Raw genomic sequence first — 25,650 nt, 5'->3', positions numbered from 1 at the left:
TCGGGGTGGCCGGGCTCGAACCGGCGACCTCACGCTCCCAAAGCGCGCACTCTGCCAACTGAGCTACACCCCGAATATTAATTATTAAATTCCAACAAACTTCGCTTTCAACGCATACACGTGTATGTAGGTAAATAGCTAATCTTTTTCAGATAACTAAAAACTAATAGCCATCATCTAAATTGTGCCGAGGGCGGGACTTGAACCCGCACGACCAATAATGGTCACAAGATTTTAAGTCTTGCGTGTCTACCGATTCCACCACCACGGCATATTATTTATTTAAAAATCAAATCACCTGCAAGCAAAGCTTGACAAGATTTGTCGTTTCACTCCTCCTCACACCTTGTTCGGACAAGCTTGCGTGTCTACCGATTCCACCACCACGGCATATTATTTATTTTAAAAATCAAATCACTGCAAGCAAAGCTTGACAAGATTTGTCGTTTCACTCCTCCTCACACCTTGTTCGGACAAGCATGCGTGTCTACCGATTCCACCACCACGGCATATTATTTATTTAAAAATCAAATCACCTGCAAGCAAAGCTTGACAAGATTTGTCGTTTCACTCCTCCTCACACCTTGTTCGGACAAGCTTATGTGTCTACCGATTCCACCACCACGGCATATTATTTATCTAAAAATCAAATCACCTGCAAGCAAAGCTTGACAAGATTTGTCGTTTCACTCCTCCTCACACCTTGTTCGGACAAGCTTATGTGTCTACCTTCCTGCAACTACTAACGCACTGCCTATTGCAGGCGAGCTTACCCGCAAATGTTAAAGTATAAGTTTTTAGGTGTGTCAATAAGACTACCACCCTTAAAATAAATACATATTAAGTCGAACTTAATATTAGAGGTATTTTACCATTTCGACATAGCTTTGGGCAAAGTAAATATTAGCAAGGGAACATTCTCAAGCCAACGCCTCATCATCAATAATCTTATTAAAGATGTTTTGTTTACGGTTAAATATTACAACCTCGTATTTTTCTTTTAGTTTCGCCATCTCACTCTCGTTTTTGGTATTTAATGCCAAGTAATCCTCTCGCAGTTTATCGATTGTTTCCTTCCATGTAGGTTCGCTAATTAGCTTAGCCAGTACATTTAAATACTCCATAACGGGTACGGTTGTTAACATCCTTGACTCGAGAAGTTCCCATCTTGTCAAAACAAGTGAATTATTGACATCTTTGGCAAAATATTTAAGTAAAGGCAAATGTAATAATTTTTTCCTCATACGCGACAATCTGAGACGCAAACTACTCAGAGAATTCACTGCCTGATCCATACTCACCGCCTTACCCGAATATACTTCCGGGTATTCAAGTGCGTCAATCTGTAAATCAAGCTGAGCTTCAAATTCATATGCTGACATATATCCGACTCGTCCGATTGAGAGCAATTTTTCTAATTCTGCTTTTTGAATCTTTAAGGCTTCGTACTTCAGACTATTCTCAATTGTCTGCATGTCTTTTTCAATAATAATTTCACTTAAGATGCTATTTTTATCGTTAGTAATTTTTTGTTTCCATTCGCCAACCAGATCACTCGTCAAAACACCCTGTTTATACTTTCCAACAATCCCATACAATTTCTCATCGTGGACAAGTTTGTTTTGTTTTTTGGCCAGTTCTTCCATGCGATCCGGTAAATGCAAACCCAATTTAAACAATAAAGGCTTTATCGTTAGTGCATTTACAAATAAAGTAAACAAAAGACACCCCATGGTTAGATCAAATATTACTTCATAGTACGGATAAGTTGGCGGTATGGAAAAAACGAGAACGAGTGGTATCACTCCTCTTATTCCACCCCAGTTTAGAACATGTTGCCACGAAAGTGGAACGTTAGGCTCGTTTCTAAAAAAGCGAGTAGTGTTTGTAATTAAAAGCGTCAAGTATACAGAAAGTGATCTTGCCGCAAGCATTGCAATGATTGCATAGGCAATAAAAATATAATTCAAACTAAAGATATTAAGTTTTAACGTAAAGGAAGCGAGAAAAAATACGATTGATAAAGCAATAAAACCCAAGTATTCCCAGGTTTCCACCACAAAAGGCATGATTTTGTCGGATATTTTTGCCTTCCCAAAATTGCCCAACACAACTGCGGAAATGACACAGGCAATTACGCCCGAAAGGTGGAAAAAATGCTCGGCTGCTGCAAACGAGGTATAAGCCAAAACGATTGTTATCGATGCTTCAATCAATCTATCCGTGTGTATTTTTTCAATTATCCATATCGCGACAAAGGCAATTAGTACACCAAACACCATGCTTCCAAGAAAAATATATACGAAGTGAAAAAAACCCGCCAACATTGTGTGAGCCGTAAAATATGACGACCCTAACGCAATTCCAAGTAGAATTTTAAATAAGATGACAGCCGTGGCATCATTAAACATGCTCTCTCCATCAGCAATTAAACCCAACCTCCTTGGTGCCCCTAGATTTTTAAAAATCGCAAGTACCGCAATCGGATCGGTAGCAGATATCAACGATCCAAATAATAAAGCTGCATAAATTGGCATACCCGTGAATATATTTAATATAAGTGCCACTGTTAGTGTCGAAACGATAATCCCAAAGGTGGCAAGAAAAGTTATCGTTTTAAACTGGATTTTGAATTGATGAATGTTTATTTGGATTGCAGCCTCAAACAGAAGTATGGGTAAAATTATCATATAAATAATATCCGTGTTTAGTTTTATATGAAGAGGAAGGGTAAAATAATCAACCAAAAACTGAGCGGTAAATCCAAATAACAAAAGACCAACAGTATAGGGAAAACTGGATTTTGAACTAATATGCCGTAGAATTGCAATAATTAACAAAAAGACACTTACAAACCCTATGTTTATTATGATTCCGTGCATATTTAGATTATTTTACATTAGAAGTTCGTTATTATAGCAATTTAGCTTCGAGCAATTTATTTCTTACCACATTTAAACTAAATATTTCTAACACTACACATGGTTTTAATTATTTTAGTTTCTATATTTGGTTAGCTATAGTATCCTAACCGGAATAGACTGAATTGTTAGATTTGCAGCGGCGTCCAAATCCCAGAACTGATCCTGCGTCGTTGCGTTATTTGCAATGAATCTATATAGCTTGTGTTTTATATATTCCTTTGGACTCAGTCTTCTTTCAAGTTGGATATTGGGCTTAAGAACGTGTACCGACCACTGCGAAGGATGGATATCTATGTTAATTTCTTTGTGTTTAGCAAGACGTACAAGTATTTCATTAATACGAGGTTCTTCCATAAAACCATACTTGTATTTTACTAAAGTAATACTTCCTTTCTTATCGTCTTCAAAAAATTTTTTCACCTGATATTCTTTTTGTGTAGCGTGAGGTACTTTCAACCTGGATATATGAAGTAATAGTATGTGTTTGGGTAACATACCAACTCTTTCCCAGTATACTTGTTCAAGTGTAGAAACCGTACTATTTTCGTCCAGTATATTTTCCGAGGACATGAAGACCACCGATTTATCGACGAAGTGTTTTGCTGTCTTTTTTATGTCAACTAGGTTTTTAATTGTTAACGTACCTAAATCACGTAACGCATGCTCGGTATGTTTTTCACCCCAATTCCACGATTTCATAATTACATATAGTGAAAGGGCAATCATTAACGGCACATAACCACCTACAAAAAACTTAACTGAATTAGACAACAAAAAGCTTAAGTCAATCAAAGCCAGGGGTACAAATAACGAAAGGGCTTTTATTTTTGACCAGTTCCATTTATCAATGGTTACCTCGATCATAACTAAGGTAGTTATAAACATTACAAGAGATACTGCTAATCCATATGCAGCTGCCATGTTACTGCTGGATTTAAATACAATAACCAAACTAATGCATCCCACATATAATGCCCAATTTACAAAAGGAACATATATTTGGCCTTCATGGTGTTCATGTGTATGAATTGTTTTCGTGAAAGGCAATAATTTAAGATTAATAGCTTGAGTGGTCAAAGAAAATGCACCTGTAATTAATGCCTGCGATGCAATTATGGTTGCAAGGGTAGCCAAAACGACCATTGGAATTAGAGCCCAATTTGGATACAGGCTAAAAAATAAATTACTATTAATTACTTGCTGACCGGACAAAAGAAACGCCCCTTGGCCAAAATAATTTAAAAGTAATGCTGGCATTGCAACTCAAAACCAACTCATGCGAATAGGTGTTCTACCAAAATGCCCCATGTCTGCGTACATTGCTTCACCTCCAGTTACAACTAGCATTACGGAACCCAATATCACCATGATGTGTTTTATGGACTGGTGGTTAACAAAATGAATAATATAAATTGGATTGATCGCTTTTAAAATCTCAGGTGTTTGTAAAGTATGCCAAAGACCAATGGTTCCAATACAAATAAACCAAGTTAAAACAATTGGTCCAAATATTTTTCCAAGTTTAGCCGTACCCCTACTTTGAATAGCAAAAAGGCCGGTAAGAATGACAATTGTAATAGGCACGACATAATGTTCAAAATCGCTTGTAAGAACATTTAGTCCTTCAACTGCGGATACTACGCTTATGGCAGGTGTAATTATCCCATCTCCAAACAGTAAACCTGCACCTAAAACCAACAATGCCGAAAATATTCTTTTAAATCTCGATTTGATCGTTGAAATTAAACTATAAAGAGCAAATACACCACCTTCGCCTTCGTTGTCTGCTCTCAGCACAAAAACGATGTACTTGAAAGAAACAATAACCGTTATTGCCCAAAATACCAATGATATCGCACCCAAGACGTTTAGTGTTTCAATCTCCAGGTGATGGTGAATTCCAAAAAATATTTCTTTAATTGCATAAAGTGGGGATGTACCAATGTCACCATACACCACGCCAAGTGCGCCGAATGCCATCATTAAGACACTGGTATTTTTATTTGTTTTCATAATTAAGCACTTATCCTCTTTACGATATTAAACTACCTGTAAGTGGGGGATGAATATCACTTTTTCCAGACTCTTAAGTATACAACAATTGTGTATATTATCTTTTACATACTATTTAAATCAAGTAGCAAGTAACTGACAGGGGAAATGTTTATTGTGAATTAATTACCGATAATTAGTGTGTTTTCTCACTTAAACCTTTAACCCAAAATATTACTCTCGGTATCTTATCTCTTGCCAATCCCGAACAAAGTGCGTATCAGAAGGTAGAACAATCATTAAATATTGTGCCCCCGGAAGGAGTGTAAACCCCCATATCTGGTTCGCAAAGACCAGTGTTCTAATACGAGTAAAACGAGTATCAAGGTTCTTATTACGAGTAAAACGAGTATCAAGATGCTTATTACGAGTAAAACGAGTATCAAGGTTCTTATTACGAGTAAAACGAGTATCAAGATGCTTATTGCGAGTAAAACGAGTATCAAGGTTCTTATTACGAGTAAAACGAGTATCAAGGTTCTTATTACGAGTAAAACGAGTATCAAGATTCTTATTGCGAGTAAAACGAGTATCAAGATGCTTATTACGAGTAAAACGAGTATCAGAAAGTAATATACTTAATATATATTGTGTGCCCCCGGGAGGAGTCGAACCCCCATATCTGGTTCCGAAGACCAGTGTTCTATCCATTAAACTACAAGGGCATGTAGGCTTGAAATAGTTTAATCAACAAGCTTTGCTTAACCATTAAACTACAAGGGCGCACTGCGTGAACACCCAACAGTCAACAACCAACAAGTAATACTATTTCCGTATCTTTATCCCAGATCAATTAGACATAGAAATCAATGCTTTATATTTAATCTTTGATTTTTAATATTTAATCTATGATCTATTATACCTGACAAATATTCAATTGACACTTACTTCAATCTAAAATAATCTTAATAATGACAGGGGGTGATTATTATAAAAAGATACAAAAAATTCATGATGTTGTGGGTTGCTAATTCCGCGTTACTTTTTTCTGCGAGTTTGCTTTTCCCGGCACATTTTACATTGGGAAATAATTTGTTTACACCCATACAAGCGGCGATATTTACCGGATTTGTCTGGAATTACATTTTATGGCAAATCGAGCCAACATTTACTGATCTTGAAATAAAAGTGAAAGGTCAAACAAATATGGCACTTGTCTATTTAGTCATAAACTTTGTCTCACTATGGACCATCGCCAGAATGGCGTTTGCATTTGGTTTTGGAATAAGCAGCTATGTTTGGGTATTTATACTTTCTGCCATTGCAAACTTCGTACAATATACCGTTTGGACAAAAACCGAAAAGGCAAAAAAGTAATAACGTACATGCTACCATCTATAACCAATAGTCGGGTGGGTAAACATTTTTTTGTGAAATTAGCTATAATTTCACCATGGCTACTATCAGAGAACAGCTAGATGCAATCGAAAAGGAAATCCGTGAGACGCCGTACCACAAAGGTACCGAGCACCATATTGGAAAACTCAGAGCAAAAATTTCTAAGCTCAAATCGGAAGAAATTGCAAAAGAGCAAATTTCCAAAGGCGGAGGTGGTGGAGGGTATGCCGTCAAAAAACAAGGTGATGCAACCGTTGTCTTAGTCGGTCCGCCATCCGTCGGAAAATCTACCTTACTTACTAAATTAACAAACGCTAAAAGCAAAATTGCTCCGTACGCGTTTACGACACTGACAGTCATTCCCGGAATGATGCATTACAATAACGCAAACATCCAAATACTTGACGTGCCAGGAATTATTGGCGGAGCAGAAAAAGGAAAAGGTAGAGGCAAAGAAGTTTTGTCGGTTGCCCGTGGAGCCGACCTAATAATAATTATTACGGACATTGATAATTTAGAGCAAGTTGCCAAAATAAAAACTTCCCTTTACGGAAATGGCATTCGACTTGATATTAATCCACCAAGAGTTACCGTCGAGAAAAAAGCTCGAGGCAATATTCAACTAAGAAACAATATCAAACAAGACTTAAACCTGGAAACGATAAAAGAAGTTGCAAAAGAATTCGGCTTCAGAAATGCCGAAGTAACAATCAAAGAAAAACTGACTATGGATAGACTCATTGATGCATTTGCGAGCAATAGAGCATACTTACCTTCGTTAACGATAATAAACAAATCCGACGTTGATAGTCGAGCTAGACTTCCGGATGCACTTAATATCAGTGCCGAGAAAGAAATTGGATTGGAAGCATTAAGAGAAGCTATCTGGCAGAAACTGGCATTTGTGCGTGTTTATCTGGTTCGACGTGAAGAAGAGCCAAGTTTTAATAACCCGATAATTGTTGCACGCGACCAAACGTTACATCAAATTATTAATGATGTGAGTACGGATATGGCCAAGGAGATAAAACAGGCAAAAATATGGGGGAATGGTGCAAAATTTCCCGGACAAACGGTGTCACTCTCAACTAAAGCCAAAGACGGCATGCAGGTTAGGTTTATTTAACCTTCATCTTCATCTTTTGCGGTTCCCAAAGGCACTTCGCCAAGTTGTTCAAGTCGACTCCATGTAGCACCCATTAATCTCGCCAGTCTATCTTTTGACGCTCATGCCGGATCTATTGGTGATCTTAAGCCACTTTCAAGATGAACTTGTAAATTATAAACCTCTTTTTCATGTAATTCACTAATATATTTACGAAGTCTATCCTTGGGACCTCCGTTAAATTCATCTTCGATCATATTTTTATATTTGATAAACTCTGCGTGATACTAAATATTTACATACTCTATCACAATCTTTATTGCACATATAATTTAGTGGTTAACGATATTTTTGTGGAAATCTTCATAATACTCTCGATTTTCTCTTTGGAATCTATCACTAGCCCGAGGGACATCCTCATGTTTTATATATTTACCTCTTCTAAGCAATAATTCGCCGTAGGCGGGGATCGTTATACGTCTTGTGTTGTTATTTCCACTCGGTCTATTGGTAATTTGCTTAGCGTCTTTCAATAAATTATTTTCTAGATAGATAAAACTTTTCCCTTGGTCATTATATCTATAATCAATCGCCATATCATCCTGATTTTGGAAATCACAATCAACTACAATCAAATAAGTGTCCCCAAATGCAGTAATAGCACCGTAGTTACCATCTCCACCTATATTTGCTTTATTGTCTTCAAATTTACACTTAGTCAAATGTGCAAGTGACCCAGCGCAAAGTACATCTACCGCCGATCCGGTATCGTTAGCCGTATTATTTACAAAACTACAACTTTTTGCAAAAAATTGACCACCCATAATAGAAACACCACCTCCACACACCTTGGCATTGTTGTTTAATATAGCGCAATCCACTAAAGTTACTTTCGAATTGCCCATTGATATACCTCCACCATCTAAATATCTAAACAGATTTAACTTGTCTCCCGGATGATTTGCCGTACTCATCCGCCCTTTAGTGTTCGCTGTATTTCCACCTTCTATTTTAAGATTAGACATGGTTACATTTGCCTCATCGCCTACAAAAACTACATGACATGCGCCATCTCCTCGTAAAACAGTATTCCCAATACCGACTATTTCAAGCTCCACTCCGTCGGGGATACGTACTAGACTAAAAGAGGGTTTGTCTACTTCAAATTCACCTTCAAGATAGATCACTTTCTCACCCGACCCAATCGCTTTGTCTATGTGTTCTTGTAAAGTAATTTCTTTGTCAGGCTTAATGATTTTATCTATTAAAGCCACTCTAGGTTCTTCTTCCACAAGGCTCATATTGATAGCTCTATTTTATACTTTGAGTCATTGGTTATCAATTTAATAAAATTTATTCTCATTAAATCTAAAACCATTGAATTTAATCAGTGGATATGGATTGAATCCATGAAGACAAATACCGTCTCCCCAGGTCGGTAGGGGGCATTATTCAAATAATGTTAATTTGAATATGTATAAACATCTCATATTTATTATTAATGATTTCAGGATGATTGTTTAACCAATTAAATCAAGTTTATAATACCTTATGCCTTGGCAAATCTATCTTATAATTAGTATTATTCTTATCTCATGCAATGGAATATTTCATCGAAGCTTATTGAAAGATGATAATTCGAGTCCACAAGCACAAACTGTCGCATTTTTAGGTCTAGGTGGTACTGTTGCAGTAATTATTGCAATAATACAAGGAAAGCTGAATTTATTATTTTCTCCAAATCTTACCGTAAATTTTTTACTTCTTGCCTTACTTTTTACTCCTGCATATTTACTTAAATATCGCGCATATCAACTTATTGGTGCATCTGAAGTGGTAATGTTTTCTGTCACAGCTCGTTTATGGAACGTAATTGGGGCAAACATGTTTCTCAATGAAGTACTTACTCTTAAAATACTTCTGGGGACATCTTTGATTATTTTTGGTGTAATGCTTACACGCTTTGAAAAAAGAAAACTAGTTATAAATAAGGGTATTATTTTTGTACTAATATCATCTTTCCTGTTTGGGATTGGTGAAATAAATGGATTTCACATATTAGATTCTTATGATTCTACAAACTATCTTATTTATTCTGAATTTATTCCTGTTGTAGCATTGCTAATTTTGCAACCAAAGACTGTTCGTAAACTAAAGTATTACTTTCGTAAAGAAAAAGCAATTAAAATCTTACTTCTTAGTTTATGCGATGCTTTTGGAATGCTCACGCTTTATCTCGCTTATCAAACAGGTGGAAATGTGTCCCTAATTGGCCCACTCAGGGCGACAAGCATAATTATCACCACAATTATTGCATTTATTATTCTCAAAGAAAGAAACAATATTACCAATAAATTAATTGGCTCAGTTATTGCAGTACTTGGTGTGGCTTTGCTTTTGTAGTCTATTCAAACTTTTCGTAAACAACGTGATACAAGCGTGGCGTTAGCCTTGCAGTAATCATACTTTTCAGTAGAAAACAAGGCTATTCAAGCCGTGGTTGTTTTTTTATGTTAAAGAAACATGTTTTCAAGAAATGCAAATATAAATACTGAATTAAGCTTTGAGAAAACTAACTGATTTTTCTAATTTTATAAACACCTGCTTTTTTTCCGGAAACCAACGTGGTGTATTTATTTTCAAGAATCAATCGGCTCGGGTATTTTTCAAGTAAATTTTCAATAAGCTCTTTTTGGGCGGTGAGAACAACTATAATTCCATCAGCTTTAAGCACACGATGAAACTGCTTTAGCATTAGCGCGTAAAAATTAGGAATATCTTTGTTCGTATCAAACAATCCCCATGGTGGATCGGTTACGATTTTGTTAATTGAACTATCGTCAAATGCTTTCAAACTAAGAGCATCAACCGAATCTACTATCACCTTCACATTAAATTTCTTGCGAAGTTTCGTCAGTAAATCGTTATCAATTTCACCTGCATGTATTTCTTTATGGGGGAAAAATAATCGCTGAGCCGTGATAGACCCATGTCCCGCAAAAGGATCCAGAAAGATGTCGTCTTTTTTTGGTTCGGAAATTAAACAGAGTATATAGGCAAGTTCGGGATAAAGTTCGCCTTTACTTAGTGTCTTTTCATAATTTGGTCTGCCGGTAAACTGAACCCCCACCAAAGCAAAACCCTCACTACGGATGGTTATTAGAATTTCCAAATCTACCAGACTTCGATCAACCACAAAGTTACTTTGCAACGAAGTAATCTTATGCTCTAGTTTCTTTACAATATTTTTATCTAGGGAAACGTGCTGATTTTTGATTGCCGCTCGTATGCGAAACCTTCTGGTTCGATGAGGGAAATGGTTTTTAAGATCGGAAAAGATATTGTCATCGGAAAGCATACTTTTTGAGATTTTATATAGAAAACGCTCGTCCACATTGTGATAGTGTTTTAATAATAAAAAGCTATTATTGAAATATTTTAGATTCTTTATTTCGTTTGGTCTTGTTGCGGTTTTATAAATCACCAGCCCGTCAGTCAGTAAATCTATGTGGATATCTTTTATGTTTTCCAACAAAGCTTGAGATACAACTTCACTAAAACCGGTTGTAAACGTAGAAAAATACGAGGTCATACCTACACATTATATCAGTACTTCCTAAGTTGTTATTTGTTTGTTTTACAAATTAATATCCGGTTAAATCACACTAAAATTAAATATAAGTATATATTTAAAATAACGCAAAAAATAATTTATCAAATAGTAGTAAGTAAATAGAAAAGAAAAAGAGGTCACAACAGATATGGATAAGATAAGTTAGTAATGTATTTGTCTTTTCTTTAATCAATCCAAGAACCAAACCTGATGGAATACATGAAAGCATTTGTAAGGCTACCGTTTGCCAAGGCCAAATAGACAAATTTACTACATGCCAAAGTGAAAATAGTAAAGTTGTAAACCATATCGCCTTAGATATTTTTAACAAGCTACCTCGTATAACTTCATGTGACTTAGTTTGAATAACACCTCTTAAAATAAATTCTTCTCTAAACACAACAATTATCCAATTGACCAAGTGAATTACAGCCAGAGAATCAGAAACATTTTTAATGTGAAGAGAATATAAGAAAAAATAGCTAACTAAAATTAACACAAGTAATGCAAGAGCAATTACCTTGCGCAATTTCTTTGGAATCTCTAAACCGTAAGACTTGCCGGTAAGCACAGATATTGCCAATAAAATGATAGTTAGTGTTGCAACTTTAATCAAAGTTATCGAGGTGTCCGGTAGAGAAAACATTGTCACGACAGGTGCAATGATTAGTCGCTCGATTCCGGTAATCAAAAACGGCAACATTGTCAATGAAACAATCGTTTTTACTCTGGACATACAGGTAGTATATCTGGTTTATTCTCGTTAAGTCTAAATCCACTGATTTCAATCAGTGGTTTTAGATCGAATCCCTAAAAGAAGACGGATACTAACGACTTTTGTCGGTAGAAGACGTCATTGCCTATTGCGTCACATTGCACGAGTTATTAGCTTAAATTATTGGCGGCAAATATAGTAAACTTGTAATTGATGAAACCAAAGTTAGTACTTGTCACTTTTTAAAGAGTCAACACATGATCGAGACACATCCATTTGGTAGTTTTATTCCCAATAAATCAAAGTATTTATTGTTGGGAAGCTTTACAACGAAAGAAGCTTTTGACGATACGAAAAAAGCCGCATATGTTTGGTTTTATTCAAACGGGGGAAGAAATCAGTTTTGGCCGATCATGGAAGAAGTGTATGGACTCAAATTAACAACACGGAAAGCCATGCAACAGCTTTTTTCGAATATACATATGGCTTTAGCGGATATTATTTATCAATGTGAAAGAAAAAATACAAGCAATCTTGATATTAACCTGACAAATATTGTCTATGCGTTTGACAATATAACTAAGATTTTAAAAGAAAATAAGATCGAAAAAATATTTTTTTCCAGCAGATTTGTCGAGAAAACGTATCGGCGGGTTTTCAAAGATATCATATGCCAATATCCCAAAATTGAATTGATCACACTACCTAGTCCATCTCCACGGTATGCACAAATGACGAAGATTGAAAAAATTAGACGCTACAAAGAACTGTTGCCCAAGTTAAAGTAACACCCTCGGCTTTTTTGATAATCGACGCACTTTCGACAAATTGGTTACCTGTCATTTGAAAATAAATAGATAAATTGATTTATCGTTTGATGACCATCCTTTTATATTAAATTCGTTATTGAGTGATGAATATAAAACCGAGTCCAAATAAGTTTATCCCAATAACTATGCCAAACCCAACCCAGCTTTGTAGTTGTAATTTATTAAGAAACTACAAGATGATATGAGAAGATTTCATTAAACAACCTTAACTTGTTCAACGTCTTTCATTTTACCATCGGCCATTTCAAACAATACTGCCGTCTTATCTTGAGATTCATTGACTACTGCATGGGGAATATGTGGCGGAACAGTTATAAGTCTGATTTGCCCGTTGGGATGCATGTGCTCAGTATATTTTTCTCCTTTCTCGTCAAGCCAGACAAAAGTTAAATCTCCAATACCGATAAACCATTCTATACGAGGGTGTTTGTGATTTCCACCAATACTTTTTGGCGCCAAGTGTATAATTTGCATATCTTTTATAAGCTTTTTATCAATCGGAATATCCTCGGTATTTAAAACCCATACGTCTGTATCCGGTTTTTTATAAGTGTAATTTAGATTTAATATAGTTGGTGATGACATAATTATTATTTCCCTAACTTTGTCTTTTTGAGAACTTACTTTTTACCCTTAGATCGATTAATTGTTTTTACTGTCTTGAAAATTACTTTGGGACAAAAAGCGCTCTATTTTATTAAGCATATCTGACGTGTCTAAATACGACTAAATAAAATTAGTAACTGCTTGTAACGAACCGGATATCTTACTTCCTTCCTTATATATACAAAATATTGGCACAAGAAAACTGTCTGCCCAGCCCAACTCGATACCTTCACCGATAGCAGGGTAAGAAACTTCAGCAATAACAAAATGTGAATTTTTTATAATGTCTTTTGAATTTACAAACTCGTCCGTTTCGTGTGGTAATACAAACTTATATTGTGTATTTAGGGGAGAATTTCTAAGTGGAGCATAAAGATCACTTTTATAGTCAAAATCCCTTGAATGAGCTACATAAATTTGTAACATATAACATATTGTAACTTATATGTCGTTTATTTTGTATGATTGCCGCGTTCGGATTACATAGTTAATCGGTTCGGTCATTGTAGTCGCAGGAACTGCACTTCTTCTATAAAAATTCACACTAATTGTCATACTTCCTTCGAAATACAGTTACCAGCACAAGTTGTTTATTCAATAAAATATATTTCGAAAGTGTAAATATATTTTTTGTTTTGCATGTTACTTAGTGGAGCAAATTACCGCCTCCATAAGATATAATGGTTTTCATGCACATCATTGAAGAGATTTCAAGTCTATTAAAATTGGTTAACACAATACATCCTCAACGAGTGGGCGAATTGGTTACTAACGGGTCAATTAAGTTGCTTGTCGAAAACAATCAGCTTGCCGAAATAACCACTAATCATGTATTCCTGTGCGGACATGATATTACCAACAAACTATTTGCCAAGTCGGACAAATTGGATAAAAAGATTAAGTTGGAAGAATTGGCAATTTTCTTTAGTAGAACGTCAGATTCCTTTCTAAGACTAAATCATATAGGTATAAGTTATGCAGTGGCGGATATCAATTCTGAAGTTTCATTAATTAAAAGCTTCTTGCTAAATACTTATTTTAATCTTTATGAAGAGCCGTCCGGTGATCCAAATACAAAATGGTTATTTGTGGGCGATACTGCTAATTGGGAATCGTCATTATTTGAGATTGTTTTGACAGAAGATATTAACAATTCTGAAAATTTATGGCGCCCTCATTTTCAAATTGATATAGACACCAAACTGAAACAAGGTGAACTGGAAAATCATTTGATTGATTGCTTCGGTAAAGATTTTATTCAGTGGAAGTTAAACATTCCTGGCTACGGAATAGTTTTGGAAATGGGAATGTTGGGAAGTGTGCAAGGTACCAAAATTTATCTGGGTGTTGGTACCAACACAAGAAACACACAATTTCACCGAGAAAAAATATTGCAAAAACTCCAATAAAACTTCAAATACACAGTTTTCAAGTTATAATCAGTTTACCAAATGATCTCTGTGGTGAAGGTGTCTTTTGATTTACCTTAAGCTTTGCTTACTTAAGAAGAATTGATGGTACAACTTATGATTCGGTTTGAACATAAGGTGTCTTTATGGTTCAATTCTTCCAAATATTTTCAATAATTTTAGCTTGTCTAAAGTGATTATCCCTGTCCATTCATTTTTTGCTTGATCCCAATCGCTTTGAAAGTTGTCTCCCCACGACCAAGTTGGAAACCAAGCTCCGCTACTATCTTGTGTATCTATTTCATAATCGAGATTTTCCCCAACCGACTTCGCCAATTTGTTAATAAATATTGAATCTGGCGAATCAACTACTTGTAGCGGTCGTAACCCGTATCCACTCCACCTAGATAAATCTTTAAGGATGCATGAATCAAGAAGTCTTAGTAACTCTAACTCAATTTCTTTTTTAAGGGTTTCATTTAAGTTCTTTGATTCATACAATCTTTTGCAACACAAAAAATCGTGCATTTCGATCTCATTTAAATTCCTCAGTTCAGTAAGCACTCTGGTGCTAAGTGATAATATCGTTTCAGCCGGAACAAGATCCTTGTAATCATACAAATACCCTAGTATTTCAGCTGCCGGATTTAGATGAAAACCATGGAAGTTATCTTCTCTGTCAGTTTGATTCCACCATGGAGCGTGTGGCGCATCTTCTGCTTTCCTCGGAATAATTCTCCAAGACTGATCAGCCTCATTGTAATTTTTCAAAATATATTGAACCGCTGACTTAACGAAATCCAAATCTCCCATCTCGATTTCTAAAGATCGTAAAACCTGAAGGGCTATAGATGTTCCCAAAATTGAACTAGCGGGAGTTCTCAAATCAGGCTCCATAGCATTACCAAAACCACCGTCTTCGTTTTGAAATGTCTTTAAGGCACTTATGACACCCTGAGAAGATTCGCCAGCAAAATGAAATTTTACGAGTGATTTTTCGAGAGGACGACCGTTATTTCGAATCCATTCTTTTGCTTTTTCTAATGATACTTTGGTCAATTTCTTCATTTTATGTATTTGTCAAGTAACTTTGTGTACATTTCTGTAGTTAATTGTCATATGGAGCTGGTCACCGTAATTGGCTCGGACCTATTTGATCTTGATGACGATATCAAATCATATCTACTCAAACATTCTGATATGTCATTTGCAACAGCGGTAAAAATAATTCTTCGCTATTACGTAACAGCTGACGTTATTTTACAACTAAACGTATTCGAAGACTATCTTGAGAAAATAAATCCATTTCTATTTCTTGAAGCATTCGGCAAACGTCACAAAGATCGAAAAATATGCTAATATTTGGTTACCGAATGGTTTCTGTAGTGAAAGTACCTTTTAAGGGAGCGAATGTTGGCATTGATATATCAATGATCCATCTTGGCTACAGAGATCGAATCTAATAAGATATAACTATGACTGACACAAATAAGAAATGGAAATTAATTAAATCAAAACTGGTATTTGAATCAAAGTGGCTTTCTGTACTTGAAAATGATTACGAACTTCCAGATGGCAAAGAAGCAAAAGGTTATTACCATCTTTCAAGACCAAACTACGTATTAGTTATTGCAATCGATAAGAACAACAACCTCATTGTTGAAAAGAATTATCGAAGGGGAGTTGATGATTTTGTATACGAACTACCGGCGGGTTGGATAGAAGAAAATGAGACTATCGAGCAATCGGCTAAAAGAGAGCTATCTGAAGAAACTGGATATTCGGCAGAAGTTGAGATTATCGGCAAAATCTATCCTCAACCAGGATTTAGCTCAATGTTAGCCTATATTGCTTTGGCGAAAATCGACGATTCACAGAAAGGGGTGCAAACGCTAGATGTTGATGAAGACATCAAGTACGAATTAATCAGTCTAGACAAAATAAAGGAAATGATTGCCAAAGGTGAAATAAAAGACATGGGATTTCTTGCGGCACTTCAAATTGCATCGTTATAAAACATAGGTTCGACTCCGGTTACCGGTATAAATTTTCCAAGGCTAAATACAAAACGTCAAAAATAGTAACTCGAACTCGGGAAAAGATTGATTTCTTGAGGAAAATTGGAGAAAACTCAAAATCATTTCGCTATTGAGCGGGTCACCGTACTTTGCTCGAACCTGCCCAGCCTGGATGACCATGTCAAATCATATCTTCTAAGCCAGTCTGACATGACGTTTCCTACTGCTGTCAAAATTATACTACGGTCTTCCATTACTCCAGAATTGATTTTACAACTGACAGAATTTAAAAACCATCTCAAGACTGTTGATTTCTATTTGTTTCAGGAAGTCTTTGGTAAAAAGAAGAAATCAAGTCTACAATAATAATATGTCTTGGCAAATCTATTTGACTATTAGCATTTTTCTTATTTCCTGTAATAGCTTGCTTCACCGCAGTTTATTAAAGGACGAAAACTCCAGTCCACAAGCTCAGACTATTGTCTTTTTAGGGCTTGGGGGGATTATTGCTATTGTCATCGCACTTGCTCAACACAAATTGAACTTGTTTTTTTCGCCACTCCTAATCTGGAATTTTCTCCTGCTTATAGTTTTGCTAACCCCAGCTTTCCTCCTTAAATATCGCGCCTTTCAACTTATAGGGGCTTCAGAAGTCGTTATGTTTTCTGTCACTGGTCGCCTATGGAATGTTATTGGAGCTAATCTTTTTCTTCATGAAGCTATTACCCCAAAAATTGTTCTAGGAGCAATTTTAATCTTATGTGGTGCCATGTTAACTCGCTTTGAGAAAAAGAATTTTACCATAAATAAGGGCGTTATCCTGGTACTTTTCTCAGCTATATTTTTTGGCTTCAATGATATCAATGATTATTTCATTCTGCAAAAATTTGATTCCACCAACTATCTAATCTATTCATATTTACTTCCCGTATTTGCACTCACATTTCTCCAACCTCAATCACTCAAAAAAATCCGTTACTACTTCCGCAAAGACAGGGCTTTTAAAGTTCTCCTCTTAAGCCTTTGTGATACCTTGGGCATGTTATCTCTATACCTTGCCTATCAGACGGGAAAGAATGTCGCCGTCATTGGTCCCCTTAGATCCACCAGCATTATCATTACTGTAGTGCTCGCGATTTTATTTCTCAAAGAGAGAAACAATATCGCCAACAAACTCATTGGATCACTAGTCGCCGTTGCAGGCGTAATCCTACTTCTTTAAATTTCTTAACGACCTAAAAATATGTTACTATCCTATTACCGAATGATCTCTGTGGTAAAGGTGTCTTTTGATTTATCTTAAGCTTTGCTTACTTAAGAAGAATTGATGGTACAATTTATGATTCGGTTTAAACACAGAAATCGACAAAATAATATGTCGTTAGAAATCATATCTTGGAATATTTTAAGCGGTGGATTTAGCGATTATGGAAGCACCGAAAAAAATCCCAAGCGAATTGTTAATTTGGCTCGTGCCATTAAAGAACTAAAACCGGACATTGTTAGTCTTGTTGATACCTATCGTTGGACAGAAGTTTTTACACCAGATGATTTAAAACACATATTTGAATACCCCTGCGTACAATCCGTTAAACTTAATGATCAAAGATTAATAAAAAAGGGGCATGACAATGGCATTACTGTTTTCTCTCGAGTCGCTGGAACGGAAATTCAAACTGTTTGTCTTGCAACCAGAAATGCCATAAAAACCCACATTGTAGGAATAGATGTATTTTCTGTTTATTTTGATGATGTAAGTGAAGACACAAGGATTAAACAAACTCAGACCGTTTTAAAATTGGTTGATCCAAATATCCCAACCATAATTACGGGCGATTTAAATACTTTCGATGAGCAAGATTTAACTGAGACCGTAAATAATCTGAACGAACTTGCCCAAAAATACCCTGGCCCGATGAAAAGCATGGAAGCATCTCTTACTGAAATGGAAAGAGGAGAAGTAACTAAATTACTTGTAAATAATGGTTTTGTTGATTTGGGATTAAGTAAGGGAAATACTGTCCCTGCAAAATTGTTTCCTCTTCCAACCGACGAACCGATATTGAGGATTGATTATGCATTTGGAAACAGCCAAGTGAAATTAGAGGAATTCAAAGTATTAACTGAGGAAAAATATGGAAATCTCTCTGATCACTATCCAATTTGGATGAAAGTTTCAATTTAGTAGGATCGTAAAAATTCTTCAGGTTCTGAAATCTATGATCATTAAAATAACAGTAGTTTCAAAACTGTGATGGCAACCAATAGATAAAATAATTTTTTTATCCAAATATCACCTTTATTAATTGCGACATGGGTTCCAATGTATCCACCAATTGTCATTCCCAGAAAAAGAACTGCGCCCATTTTGTAATCAATGAAATTATTATTTGCAAAAATTACCAAAGAAACTACTGAAAGAAAAAACCACGGAATAATTTTAGTTGCGGCAACTTCGAGAATTGTAAGACCAAAAAAGGACATTAAGTTATAAGAGATTAATATGCCAGTACCTCCGCCAAAAAATGCAGCAAATATCTGTACAAAAAAATAAATGACTGAGCCAATAATCACCTTAGTAATACCAACCTCATTATGTTTGGTGATTACTTCAGACATGAAAATATTGCCTCTTTATTTTACACCGTCCACGGCTAACTAACTTAATCAAATCTTCCAAGTTATGAGACTTATACAAGTGATATACTCGAGCTACCGAATGATTTTTGCTGCGAACTTACTTTTTGAGGGAGCTGATGGCACATATTGTGATCCACCTTAGCCGCAGAGATCGATTTTAAAGTTCTTCTTCCGTTTTTACCTCAATTCCGTTTTCCACTAACAAATCTGCTGTAACACCATTTCTGTCCACTAAGTTACCAGAAAAAGTCCCATCATAAATTTTACATTTACCACAAGAAGGGGATCTGGCTTTAAGAATTGCTAATTTACATCCATTTTCTCTAGCAATTTGCAAAACAGCTTGAGCTCCAGCTCTAAATTCTGCAGTAACGTCTGATCCGTCTTTAGTAATGACTTTTTCATTTTTTCGTTCTGCTGCTACACGGGGAGTTGCCAATCCACCCAAACATTCTGGACAAACTGGAATAGCTTTCCCCGATGAAACTAAATTAACAACCTGTGAATTGGGTTTAGCCTCGCCTTTGTAATTGCAAGGAATTCCAGCCAAACAAGCACTTACTATTATATATTCTTCAATTTCAGCCATTTTTGTTGATTAATGCAAATTTAATACTCCTAAAAAACTCTTTGTCTTTTTCTGCCGTTAGCAATTGTTCAACCTCGTCTACCTTTATCCATCTGGCTTCTGGATTTTCTGGATCTACGGGTTTTAAATCCATTTGTTCTGTTTTAAATAAAAACATATGGATAGTCTTAATTTCTGTAGGATCGTCAAGTCTTGGTCTTTCATAACTTCCAAGTTCTTTTACCAATTGCAAATCGTTTATTCCAGATTCTTCTTCAACTTCTCGTTTTGCAGCCACAAAAAAGTCTTCACCTTCGTTAACATGACCTTTTGGTAGAGACCACGAAGCTCCTTGTTGACTAACCACTAATACGTTACTGTTTTTATTGATAACAACTCCTCCCGCACTAACAGTTTTGTTCATAATTGTATTTGTCAAGTAACTTTGTGTACATTTCCGTAGTTAATTGTCACATGGAGCGGGAGACGGGGATTGAACCCGCGACCTTCTCGTTGGCAACGAGACGCTCTACCACTGAGCTACTCCCGCGCGTCAAATTTGACTACGCTACTTTAAAATTACTTTACTGTTCACTGTATTCTATATTTCTTTTCAAAACTACTTGATTTCTTTATAAAAATACATAAACGGTTTCTAATTATACAACCCTACAAGGGATATTTGAAGTGATGTATGGTTAGTTATGATTACAAATATATTTACTAATTCGAATAACCATCTTCCCGCAACTTTTTTGCAATATCTTTTCCTATTTGACTCATTTCTCGCCTAAGTATTTTCGTTTGTTTTGAACGAGGTCGTATTACTTGTACATAAGGATCAATAAGCACATCTGACTTTTCCACTCCATAAGCATCACGGAGACTACCTTCATGATCAGGATTATCCCTCATATAATCCAATGGATGCACGGCGTCTGGTGAATTTATATCAATTTCCTGCGCACTAAATACATTATTCGCAAGAGGCTCGTGCGCAGTTAGAACATATCCTCTAATATTTTCAGTATTGTCACCAAAGGCTGTTCTTATTAATTTAATCGTGCGTCCAGATCTAATCATTGTGTCATCGATTATTACAATATTAGGATCTGGAGTTGCACATGAAGAAACTATTTCTTTTGCTCGTAATTTTTGCTGATTTAATATTTCTGGTACTTTATCAACTTCCTGCAGTACTTTTCGTTGTTCTTGGATTTGTCTATCGTTCTCTTGATGTGTTTTTCTATCTCTAAACCATTTATAAAGTGTGGCACCTTTTTTAAGATTTATTAGTGTCTCTTGAGTTGCTGTCTTTGCTTCAGCAATAGAACCCCAATCATTTACTTTTCGCAGTGCAATTTTTTGTGCGCCGCCAGGTGTCTGAAAAAAAACAAAGTCGGGTGGACGAACTCCACGCTGTCGTGCGATGGACCTGAATATTGGGTCAAACAGATTTCTTAGAGGTCGAGCTGACGTATCTGGAAGGACTATTACATCAGGAAGATTACCCGGGTAATTTTGAATAACTTCTTGTGCTATTTTCAAGGCGCCATTTTTTAACAACACTTTATCATGTTCTGTTAGCTGTTTCCCGCTTTGAATTTTTTCGGGATTTTCATGATGTTCATTCATGTTACGATCAGATTACAAACACCGCAAAATATCAAGAAGAAGTATTTGTGTGATTATTAATATTTGATAATAATTATTAATTACAAGTTGTATTCGAATTCGAATAGTTTGGTCAAATTATTCAAGTGCCGAGGATGTGAGTCGAACACATATCTGACGTTCTTCAGACGCCCGCCGTGACCACCTTGGCTACCTCGGCATTTCTAGCCCTTTATGATACATGTTTTAAATATTTCAAACAAGGTAAATTAATATTCTTCACCCAAATATACTCTACATCCAGTATTCATCAAATAGTTTGTCAAAAATGTCCTTTTTTGACTTGGCAAATTATATTCACCGACATAACCCACATGAGAATGATGAAAGTAATCCCACATAAGCATTGCTTGAGCGGGTTCTGGTCTAGTGTTAAAAAAACCTAAATTTGCCCCCCCCATTCACAGGATATACCACTGTAGGTTTGTTTTTAAAAATAATAACCGAAAATTTGTCTATTTCATTTCTTTCGTGCATATAATTTAAGTGGGTAGTGAGGGACTCGAACCCCCGACCTTTCGGATGTAAGCCGAACGCTCTAACCAGCTGAGCTAACCACCCAAGTCAAAGTTAGTTTTGCTTTTACAATTCGCTATCGCTTAGTGTTTACCGCTTCACTACTTCTCCTTCTCAAAATTGCAATACAATTTTGTTATACAAAAATATCAATTCAAAATTTGTGCCGAGGACAGGACTTGAACCTGCACGCAGTTACCTGCACTACGTCCTCAACGTAGCCTGTCTACCAATTCCAGCACCCCGGCCAGTTAGAACCCAAGATGTAAAATCCTTAGTATATAACGATAGCTAAACAATTAGTATTTATACATGCGTCTGGTACCAGGGTTCTAACTGGCCCCAGGCGTTATTTTATTTAAATAATACCTAATTCTGTATTTAATGAACTTTCTTCCAGGTCCACTTTTTAGATAACGTTCTCTCTTTATAGCATCATATTCATTTATACATGCTTCATAGTATACCAATACTACTGGCAATTTCGTTTTGGTTGAATATACCAAACCGTTAACATGGTTATGAAATCTTTTTCTCAAGTCTTTGGTATAACCAATATAAAAATTACCGTTCGATACTATTAAAACATACGTATGGAACATTCTTTAAGTGCCGAAGGAGGGACTTGAACCCTCACGCTCGTAAGAACACACGCTCCTGAAGCGTGCCTGTCTACCAATTCCAGCACTTCGGCAAGCTGACATATTATAGCAGGCATTTTACTTTGAGTGAAATTAAATTCGTGAAGGTTTGACAATAATTACATATTGACGTTTTAATTCGTGTTAAACTTTGATAATGTACAAAAACTATCAAGATATTGATACATACATTTCACACGCTCCCGGCAATATACAAAACAAGCTAAACGCGATTCGAAAGTTAATCACTTCTAATAATTCCGATATCACAGAATGTATTAATTACGGTATACCGACGTTTAAATATAATGGCAAAAATCTGGTGCATTTTGCGCTGTTTAAAAGTCATATCGGGTTTTATCCCACACCAAGTGCAATAAGTCATTTTTCAAAACAATTACAAGGATACACAACCTCCAAAGGAGCAATTCATTTAAAGCTTGATCAGAAAATTCCCGTAAACTTATTAAAATCAATTGTTACGTATCGGATTAAGGAGGAAATCGATAATTCGAGTTTAACAAAATCTCAACAACGCTGGATTAATCATTTGTCGGATACCGATACGATAACGATCCTTCCTTTTGATAAAACGGCAAGCATCAAGTTTGAAATGGTGCAAAAACTAATACAAGACAAATTGGGAAGTGAAATACCGGTTGAGCATCACGGGGCATCAAGCCTTGGTATTTCCGGTCAAGACGAAATTGATATTTATATTCCGGTTCCAAAAGTTAAGTTTGTTCCTCTATCTAAAGAGTTAACAAAAATATTTGGAGCGCCAAGAAGTTTTTATCCATATGAGCGAGCAAGATTTGTAACAAACGTTGACCGAAAAAATATTGATATCTTTTTAGTCAACAAAAGTCATAAAAACTGGAAGAATTCAGAAATATTTAGTAATTACCTAAAAACTCATCCCAAGGATCTAGATACATATCGTTTACTGAAAGAAAGGGGAAACGGTACATCGATGCGCGAGTACTACCGGAAAAAAACACTATTTATCAATAAAATCGTTCAAAAAGCCAGTGAACAACCTTCATCTTGAGAGTTTCCAAACTACACTTTCTTTAATTTGAAATTAATGTACTTTGGCAAATTAACATACACTTGGGTTTATTTTTTATATACTAAAAATTGACAGACGTATTTTTTGCAACTCATAAATTTTCCATCTTCAGTTAAATTACGCACTTCAAACAATCAATGTATTAAAATATAATTCACTTAATCACTATGAAAATTATTTATACAACGCTAAATAATTCCAATGAAGCCAAAAAGATCGGCAAATTACTGCTTTCTAACAACCTGACAAATTGTGTAAACTTTTTTCCCATAACTTGTATTTACAAATACGACGGAAGAATTACCGAAGAGCCTGAAGTCGTTTTGATAATAAAAACTCTTGATAATAAATTTGCAGTAATCGAAAAAATAATTAGAGAAAATATTTCTTATGATAATTTTATAGGCGAGTTAGGTGTAACAAACGTAAATTCCAGTTTCGAGAAGTGGATATTAGGTTGTGTCAAATAATATCTCCCAAATGACATTTTCAGCTCAAAGATGTAAAATTAGACATTATTTTGCTCCCGTAGTTAAACGGATATAACAAACCCCTTCTAAGGGTTAATTCGAGGTTCGATTCCTCGCGGGAGCACATATTTAGCTGTAACTTTGCAACTTGTGAACTAACGTTTATGGCAAGTTTTACACCTTCGGCGCAAATACTACTTACCATCAACTCTTCATCCACGCAATAAATCGTATGTATTTGCCAAAAAGAGAAAATAAATCATCGTTAACACCCCACTGATATAATTAGCTATAACAATACTACACGGTATGTGGTTAACTTATGACTGTGGTTTTTTAAATGAAAAATTTTAGTAAATTAATTCTTATCTTGTTTTTATTTATCGTGCTACCGGGTCATGCTTTGGCAATTAGTGATCCAACCAATGCCATAAACAATAAATACGGTATTCACATCAATGACGAGAACGATCTGCAAGATGCATCTCAATTAGTTAATTCCCGGGGTGGCGATTGGGGATATGTGACGTTTGTTATTCGAGAAGATGAAATGGATGTTGTCCGCTGGTCAAGAGCATTTGAGAAGATGCGCGAACTCCATCTCATTCCGATTGTGCGAATTGCCACATCACAAAGCGATATGGGGTGGATTCAAGCTTCTGTTTCCGGTACAAGCGTCTGGGCTGATTTTCTGGATGCTCTTCCATGGGTAACGCAAAATCGTTATGTAATTATCGGCAACGAACCAAATCATGCAACAGAATGGGGTGGAGAAGTAAACCCCGAAGAATATGCGGATTTTCTCGTCGAACAATCCCGTGCTCTAAAACTTAAATCAAGTGACTTTTACATTCTACCTGCAGGACTCGATGCGTCGGCACCAAATGATTTAACACACATGGATGAAGAAAAATTTCTCGAAAGAATGCTTATTCACCAAACCGATCTTTTTGATTACATTGACGGTTGGACTTCACATTCGTACCCAAACCCCGGATTTTCCGGTTCCGTCGACAAGACCGGCAGGGGGTCGATAAAAACGTACGCATGGGAAATTGATGTATTAAAAAAATTGGGATTACAAAAAAAATTACCTATTTTCATTACAGAAACAGGGTGGGCTCACAATAGCGAAAGTGGAATCGGCTTAGATGAAAAAATCGTATCTGAAAATTTAATCAAAGCCTATCGTGATATTTGGATCGATGACAATATTGTCGCCATTACCCCGTTTATTCTAAACTATCCCGGAAAACCGTTTACTCAATTCTCCTGGAAAGACACAAGTGGTAAGTATCATCAATTTTATTTTGATATTAAAAATCTAAACAAAGTACAGGGTCAACCAATACTTGTAGATAAAGAAATCACTAAGCCACACGCTACTTTAGAAACGGTTGTAAGATCAGTTTACAATTTGTGGCATAGTTTTTGGACTGCTTAATATATAAAGGCTCCA

At 35.9% G+C, this 25,650-nt stretch carries 27 protein-coding genes and 9 tRNA genes; 13 read left to right on the top strand and 23 right to left on the bottom strand.

The window, feature by feature from the left end:
* The 6 genes from IPM62_03395 to IPM62_03370 all read right to left on the bottom strand — a co-directional run bounded on the left by IPM62_03395 (position 1) and on the right by IPM62_03370 (position 5,641).
* Positions 1–73, bottom strand: a tRNA-Pro gene (locus IPM62_03395).
* Positions 74–185: 112 nt separating this feature from the next.
* Positions 186–271 (bottom strand) — tRNA-Leu (locus IPM62_03390).
* Between the two features lie 649 nt (positions 272–920).
* Positions 921–2,882, bottom strand: a complete 1,962-nt coding sequence (locus IPM62_03385; protein QQS38402.1) for a sodium:proton antiporter — start codon at positions 2,880–2,882, stop codon at positions 921–923.
* Positions 2,883–3,017: 135 nt separating this feature from the next.
* Positions 3,018–4,181, bottom strand: coding sequence for a KUP/HAK/KT family potassium transporter (locus IPM62_03380; protein ID QQS38401.1), 1,164 nt, complete (start codon positions 4,179–4,181; stop codon positions 3,018–3,020).
* 6 nt (positions 4,182–4,187) lie between these two features.
* A complete protein-coding gene (locus IPM62_03375; GenBank protein ID QQS38400.1) occupies positions 4,188–4,937 on the bottom strand; it encodes a KUP/HAK/KT family potassium transporter in 750 nt (249 codons plus the stop codon).
* Positions 4,938–5,569: 632 nt separating this feature from the next.
* Positions 5,570–5,641 (bottom strand) — tRNA-Arg (locus IPM62_03370).
* Between the two features lie 286 nt (positions 5,642–5,927).
* On the opposite strand from IPM62_03370, the gene IPM62_03365 reads away from it, so the two are divergent.
* Both IPM62_03365 and IPM62_03360 read left to right on the top strand, forming a co-directional pair.
* The gene (locus IPM62_03365) at positions 5,928–6,293 is read left to right on the top strand and encodes a hypothetical protein (GenBank protein ID QQS38399.1); all 366 of its coding nucleotides are present in this window, start codon (positions 5,928–5,930) and stop codon (positions 6,291–6,293) included.
* A gap of 76 nt (positions 6,294–6,369) precedes the next feature.
* Positions 6,370–7,440: a 50S ribosome-binding GTPase gene (locus tag IPM62_03360; protein QQS38398.1), complete on the top strand. Its 1,071-nt coding sequence runs from the start codon at positions 6,370–6,372 to the stop codon at positions 7,438–7,440.
* Positions 7,441–7,751: 311 nt separating this feature from the next.
* Here IPM62_03360 and IPM62_03355 read toward each other — a convergent pair whose 3' ends face one another.
* Positions 7,752–8,720 (bottom strand): hypothetical protein, encoded by a 969-nt coding sequence (locus IPM62_03355; protein ID QQS38397.1) that lies wholly within the window; start codon positions 8,718–8,720, stop codon positions 7,752–7,754.
* Between the two features lie 250 nt (positions 8,721–8,970).
* Here IPM62_03355 and IPM62_03350 point away from each other — a divergent pair, with 250 nt between their 5' ends.
* Positions 8,971–9,822 (top strand): EamA family transporter, encoded by an 852-nt coding sequence (locus tag IPM62_03350; GenBank protein QQS38396.1) that lies wholly within the window; start codon positions 8,971–8,973, stop codon positions 9,820–9,822.
* Between the two features lie 169 nt (positions 9,823–9,991).
* Here the strand turns inward: IPM62_03350 and IPM62_03345 are convergent, their stop codons facing one another.
* Together IPM62_03345 and IPM62_03340 are read right to left on the bottom strand one after the other, a co-directional pair.
* Positions 9,992–11,011, bottom strand: coding sequence for a hypothetical protein (locus IPM62_03345; GenBank protein ID QQS38395.1), 1,020 nt, complete (start codon positions 11,009–11,011; stop codon positions 9,992–9,994).
* A gap of 97 nt (positions 11,012–11,108) precedes the next feature.
* Positions 11,109–11,768 carry a CPBP family intramembrane metalloprotease gene (locus IPM62_03340; GenBank protein QQS38394.1) on the bottom strand — a complete coding sequence of 220 codons (660 nt, stop codon included), beginning with the start codon at positions 11,766–11,768 and terminating at the stop codon, positions 11,109–11,111.
* Positions 11,769–12,004: 236 nt separating this feature from the next.
* On the opposite strand from IPM62_03340, the gene IPM62_03335 reads away from it, so the two are divergent.
* Positions 12,005–12,535, top strand: a complete 531-nt coding sequence (locus IPM62_03335) for a hypothetical protein (GenBank protein ID QQS38393.1) — start codon at positions 12,005–12,007, stop codon at positions 12,533–12,535.
* Between the two features lie 237 nt (positions 12,536–12,772).
* Here IPM62_03335 and IPM62_03330 read toward each other — a convergent pair whose 3' ends face one another.
* The gene (locus tag IPM62_03330) at positions 12,773–13,162 is read right to left on the bottom strand and encodes a hypothetical protein (protein QQS38392.1); all 390 of its coding nucleotides are present in this window, start codon (positions 13,160–13,162) and stop codon (positions 12,773–12,775) included.
* Between the two features lie 141 nt (positions 13,163–13,303).
* A complete protein-coding gene (locus IPM62_03325) occupies positions 13,304–13,609 on the bottom strand; it encodes a hypothetical protein (GenBank protein ID QQS38391.1) in 306 nt (101 codons plus the stop codon).
* A 263-nt stretch (positions 13,610–13,872) separates the two neighbouring features.
* Between IPM62_03325 and IPM62_03320 the strand changes: the two genes are divergently transcribed.
* Complete coding sequence (locus IPM62_03320) at positions 13,873–14,592, top strand: hypothetical protein (GenBank protein ID QQS38390.1); 720 nt, start codon at positions 13,873–13,875, stop codon at positions 14,590–14,592.
* 144 nt (positions 14,593–14,736) lie between these two features.
* Here the strand turns inward: IPM62_03320 and IPM62_03315 are convergent, their stop codons facing one another.
* Positions 14,737–15,660 carry a hypothetical protein gene (locus IPM62_03315; GenBank protein ID QQS38389.1) on the bottom strand — a complete coding sequence of 308 codons (924 nt, stop codon included), beginning with the start codon at positions 15,658–15,660 and terminating at the stop codon, positions 14,737–14,739.
* A gap of 51 nt (positions 15,661–15,711) precedes the next feature.
* Between IPM62_03315 and IPM62_03310 the strand changes: the two genes are divergently transcribed.
* The 4 genes from IPM62_03310 (at position 15,712) to IPM62_03295 (ending at position 18,795) form a co-directional block, all read left to right on the top strand.
* Positions 15,712–15,951, top strand: coding sequence for a hypothetical protein (locus IPM62_03310; GenBank protein ID QQS38388.1), 240 nt, complete (start codon positions 15,712–15,714; stop codon positions 15,949–15,951).
* A 116-nt stretch (positions 15,952–16,067) separates the two neighbouring features.
* Positions 16,068–16,607 carry an NUDIX hydrolase gene (locus IPM62_03305; protein ID QQS38387.1) on the top strand — a complete coding sequence of 180 codons (540 nt, stop codon included), beginning with the start codon at positions 16,068–16,070 and terminating at the stop codon, positions 16,605–16,607.
* A gap of 373 nt (positions 16,608–16,980) precedes the next feature.
* Positions 16,981–17,832, top strand: coding sequence for a DMT family transporter (locus tag IPM62_03300; GenBank protein QQS38386.1), 852 nt, complete (start codon positions 16,981–16,983; stop codon positions 17,830–17,832).
* A gap of 153 nt (positions 17,833–17,985) precedes the next feature.
* On the top strand, positions 17,986–18,795 hold the full coding sequence (locus tag IPM62_03295; protein ID QQS38385.1) for an endonuclease/exonuclease/phosphatase family protein: 810 nt from the start codon (positions 17,986–17,988) through the stop codon (positions 18,793–18,795).
* Between the two features lie 41 nt (positions 18,796–18,836).
* On the opposite strand, the gene IPM62_03290 is transcribed toward IPM62_03295, so the two are convergent.
* From IPM62_03290 to IPM62_03240, 11 genes are all read right to left on the bottom strand, one after another.
* Complete coding sequence (locus IPM62_03290) at positions 18,837–19,229, bottom strand: sulfite exporter TauE/SafE family protein (protein QQS38384.1); 393 nt, start codon at positions 19,227–19,229, stop codon at positions 18,837–18,839.
* Positions 19,230–19,407: 178 nt separating this feature from the next.
* Positions 19,408–19,839, bottom strand: a complete 432-nt coding sequence (locus tag IPM62_03285; GenBank protein QQS38383.1) for a DUF523 domain-containing protein — start codon at positions 19,837–19,839, stop codon at positions 19,408–19,410.
* Positions 19,832–20,242: an NUDIX domain-containing protein gene (locus tag IPM62_03280; GenBank protein QQS38382.1), complete on the bottom strand. Its 411-nt coding sequence runs from the start codon at positions 20,240–20,242 to the stop codon at positions 19,832–19,834. The genes IPM62_03285 and IPM62_03280 overlap by 8 nt, the downstream gene beginning before the upstream one ends.
* 51 nt (positions 20,243–20,293) lie before the next feature.
* Positions 20,294–20,368, bottom strand: a tRNA-Gly gene (locus IPM62_03275).
* A 173-nt stretch (positions 20,369–20,541) separates the two neighbouring features.
* Positions 20,542–21,453: a hypothetical protein gene (locus IPM62_03270; protein QQS38381.1), complete on the bottom strand. Its 912-nt coding sequence runs from the start codon at positions 21,451–21,453 to the stop codon at positions 20,542–20,544.
* Positions 21,454–21,579: 126 nt separating this feature from the next.
* Positions 21,580–21,652: transfer RNA gene (locus IPM62_03265), tRNA-Phe, on the bottom strand.
* 49 nt (positions 21,653–21,701) lie between these two features.
* Entirely contained in the window at positions 21,702–21,893 is a 192-nt protein-coding gene (locus IPM62_03260; GenBank protein ID QQS38380.1) for a hypothetical protein, read from the bottom strand.
* 86 nt (positions 21,894–21,979) lie between these two features.
* Positions 21,980–22,053, bottom strand: a tRNA-Val gene (locus tag IPM62_03255).
* A 119-nt stretch (positions 22,054–22,172) separates the two neighbouring features.
* Positions 22,173–22,256: transfer RNA gene (locus IPM62_03250), tRNA-Leu, on the bottom strand.
* Positions 22,257–22,340: 84 nt separating this feature from the next.
* Complete coding sequence (locus IPM62_03245; protein ID QQS38379.1) at positions 22,341–22,610, bottom strand: GIY-YIG nuclease family protein; 270 nt, start codon at positions 22,608–22,610, stop codon at positions 22,341–22,343.
* Between the two features lie 8 nt (positions 22,611–22,618).
* Positions 22,619–22,702: transfer RNA gene (locus tag IPM62_03240), tRNA-Leu, on the bottom strand.
* 104 nt (positions 22,703–22,806) lie between these two features.
* Here IPM62_03240 and IPM62_03235 point away from each other — a divergent pair.
* The 4 genes from IPM62_03235 to IPM62_03220 all read left to right on the top strand — a co-directional run bounded on the left by IPM62_03235 (position 22,807) and on the right by IPM62_03220 (position 25,635).
* Positions 22,807–23,700 (top strand): GrpB family protein, encoded by an 894-nt coding sequence (locus tag IPM62_03235; GenBank protein ID QQS38378.1) that lies wholly within the window; start codon positions 22,807–22,809, stop codon positions 23,698–23,700.
* 188 nt (positions 23,701–23,888) lie between these two features.
* Complete coding sequence (locus IPM62_03230; GenBank protein ID QQS38377.1) at positions 23,889–24,191, top strand: divalent-cation tolerance protein CutA; 303 nt, start codon at positions 23,889–23,891, stop codon at positions 24,189–24,191.
* Positions 24,192–24,243: 52 nt separating this feature from the next.
* A tRNA-Arg gene (locus tag IPM62_03225) sits at positions 24,244–24,315 on the top strand.
* Positions 24,316–24,531: 216 nt separating this feature from the next.
* Positions 24,532–25,635, top strand: a complete 1,104-nt coding sequence (locus IPM62_03220) for a hypothetical protein (GenBank protein QQS38376.1) — start codon at positions 24,532–24,534, stop codon at positions 25,633–25,635.
* The last annotated feature ends 15 nt before the right edge of the window (positions 25,636–25,650 follow it).

The organism is Candidatus Woesebacteria bacterium (assembly GCA_016700095.1).
Classification (GTDB): domain Bacteria; phylum Patescibacteriota; class Microgenomatia; order UBA8517; family UBA8517.
The sequence above is the reverse complement of the archived record's forward strand: the minus strand, read 5'-3'. Positions and strand labels throughout refer to the sequence as shown.

Excerpts from the sequence above, each read along its gene's own strand:
- IPM62_03385 (QQS38402.1), bottom strand. The coding sequence starts at position 2,882 with ATGCACGGAATCATAATAAACATAGGGTTTGTAAGTGTCTTTTTGTTA.
- IPM62_03380 (QQS38401.1), bottom strand. The coding sequence starts at position 4,181 with ATGCCAGCATTACTTTTAAATTATTTTGGCCAAGGGGCGTTTCTTTTG.
- IPM62_03375 (QQS38400.1), bottom strand. The coding sequence starts at position 4,937 with ATGAAAACAAATAAAAATACCAGTGTCTTAATGATGGCATTCGGCGCA.
- IPM62_03365 (QQS38399.1), top strand. The coding sequence starts at position 5,928 with ATGATGTTGTGGGTTGCTAATTCCGCGTTACTTTTTTCTGCGAGTTTG.
- IPM62_03360 (QQS38398.1), top strand. The coding sequence starts at position 6,370 with ATGGCTACTATCAGAGAACAGCTAGATGCAATCGAAAAGGAAATCCGT.
- IPM62_03355 (QQS38397.1), bottom strand. The coding sequence starts at position 8,720 with ATGAGCCTTGTGGAAGAAGAACCTAGAGTGGCTTTAATAGATAAAATC.
- IPM62_03350 (QQS38396.1), top strand. The coding sequence starts at position 8,971 with ATGCCTTGGCAAATCTATCTTATAATTAGTATTATTCTTATCTCATGC.
- IPM62_03345 (QQS38395.1), bottom strand. The coding sequence starts at position 11,011 with ATGACCTCGTATTTTTCTACGTTTACAACCGGTTTTAGTGAAGTTGTA.
- IPM62_03340 (QQS38394.1), bottom strand. The coding sequence starts at position 11,768 with ATGTCCAGAGTAAAAACGATTGTTTCATTGACAATGTTGCCGTTTTTG.
- IPM62_03335 (QQS38393.1), top strand. The coding sequence starts at position 12,005 with ATGATCGAGACACATCCATTTGGTAGTTTTATTCCCAATAAATCAAAG.
- IPM62_03330 (QQS38392.1), bottom strand. The coding sequence starts at position 13,162 with ATGTCATCACCAACTATATTAAATCTAAATTACACTTATAAAAAACCG.
- IPM62_03325 (QQS38391.1), bottom strand. The coding sequence starts at position 13,609 with ATGTTACAAATTTATGTAGCTCATTCAAGGGATTTTGACTATAAAAGT.
- IPM62_03320 (QQS38390.1), top strand. The coding sequence starts at position 13,873 with ATGCACATCATTGAAGAGATTTCAAGTCTATTAAAATTGGTTAACACA.
- IPM62_03315 (QQS38389.1), bottom strand. The coding sequence starts at position 15,660 with ATGAAGAAATTGACCAAAGTATCATTAGAAAAAGCAAAAGAATGGATT.
- IPM62_03310 (QQS38388.1), top strand. The coding sequence starts at position 15,712 with ATGGAGCTGGTCACCGTAATTGGCTCGGACCTATTTGATCTTGATGAC.
- IPM62_03305 (QQS38387.1), top strand. The coding sequence starts at position 16,068 with ATGACTGACACAAATAAGAAATGGAAATTAATTAAATCAAAACTGGTA.
- IPM62_03300 (QQS38386.1), top strand. The coding sequence starts at position 16,981 with ATGTCTTGGCAAATCTATTTGACTATTAGCATTTTTCTTATTTCCTGT.
- IPM62_03295 (QQS38385.1), top strand. The coding sequence starts at position 17,986 with ATGTCGTTAGAAATCATATCTTGGAATATTTTAAGCGGTGGATTTAGC.
- IPM62_03290 (QQS38384.1), bottom strand. The coding sequence starts at position 19,229 with ATGTCTGAAGTAATCACCAAACATAATGAGGTTGGTATTACTAAGGTG.
- IPM62_03285 (QQS38383.1), bottom strand. The coding sequence starts at position 19,839 with ATGGCTGAAATTGAAGAATATATAATAGTAAGTGCTTGTTTGGCTGGA.
- IPM62_03280 (QQS38382.1), bottom strand. The coding sequence starts at position 20,242 with ATGAACAAAACTGTTAGTGCGGGAGGAGTTGTTATCAATAAAAACAGT.
- IPM62_03270 (QQS38381.1), bottom strand. The coding sequence starts at position 21,453 with ATGAATGAACATCATGAAAATCCCGAAAAAATTCAAAGCGGGAAACAG.
- IPM62_03260 (QQS38380.1), bottom strand. The coding sequence starts at position 21,893 with ATGGGGGGGGCAAATTTAGGTTTTTTTAACACTAGACCAGAACCCGCT.
- IPM62_03245 (QQS38379.1), bottom strand. The coding sequence starts at position 22,610 with ATGTTCCATACGTATGTTTTAATAGTATCGAACGGTAATTTTTATATT.
- IPM62_03235 (QQS38378.1), top strand. The coding sequence starts at position 22,807 with ATGTACAAAAACTATCAAGATATTGATACATACATTTCACACGCTCCC.
- IPM62_03230 (QQS38377.1), top strand. The coding sequence starts at position 23,889 with ATGAAAATTATTTATACAACGCTAAATAATTCCAATGAAGCCAAAAAG.
- IPM62_03220 (QQS38376.1), top strand. The coding sequence starts at position 24,532 with ATGAAAAATTTTAGTAAATTAATTCTTATCTTGTTTTTATTTATCGTG.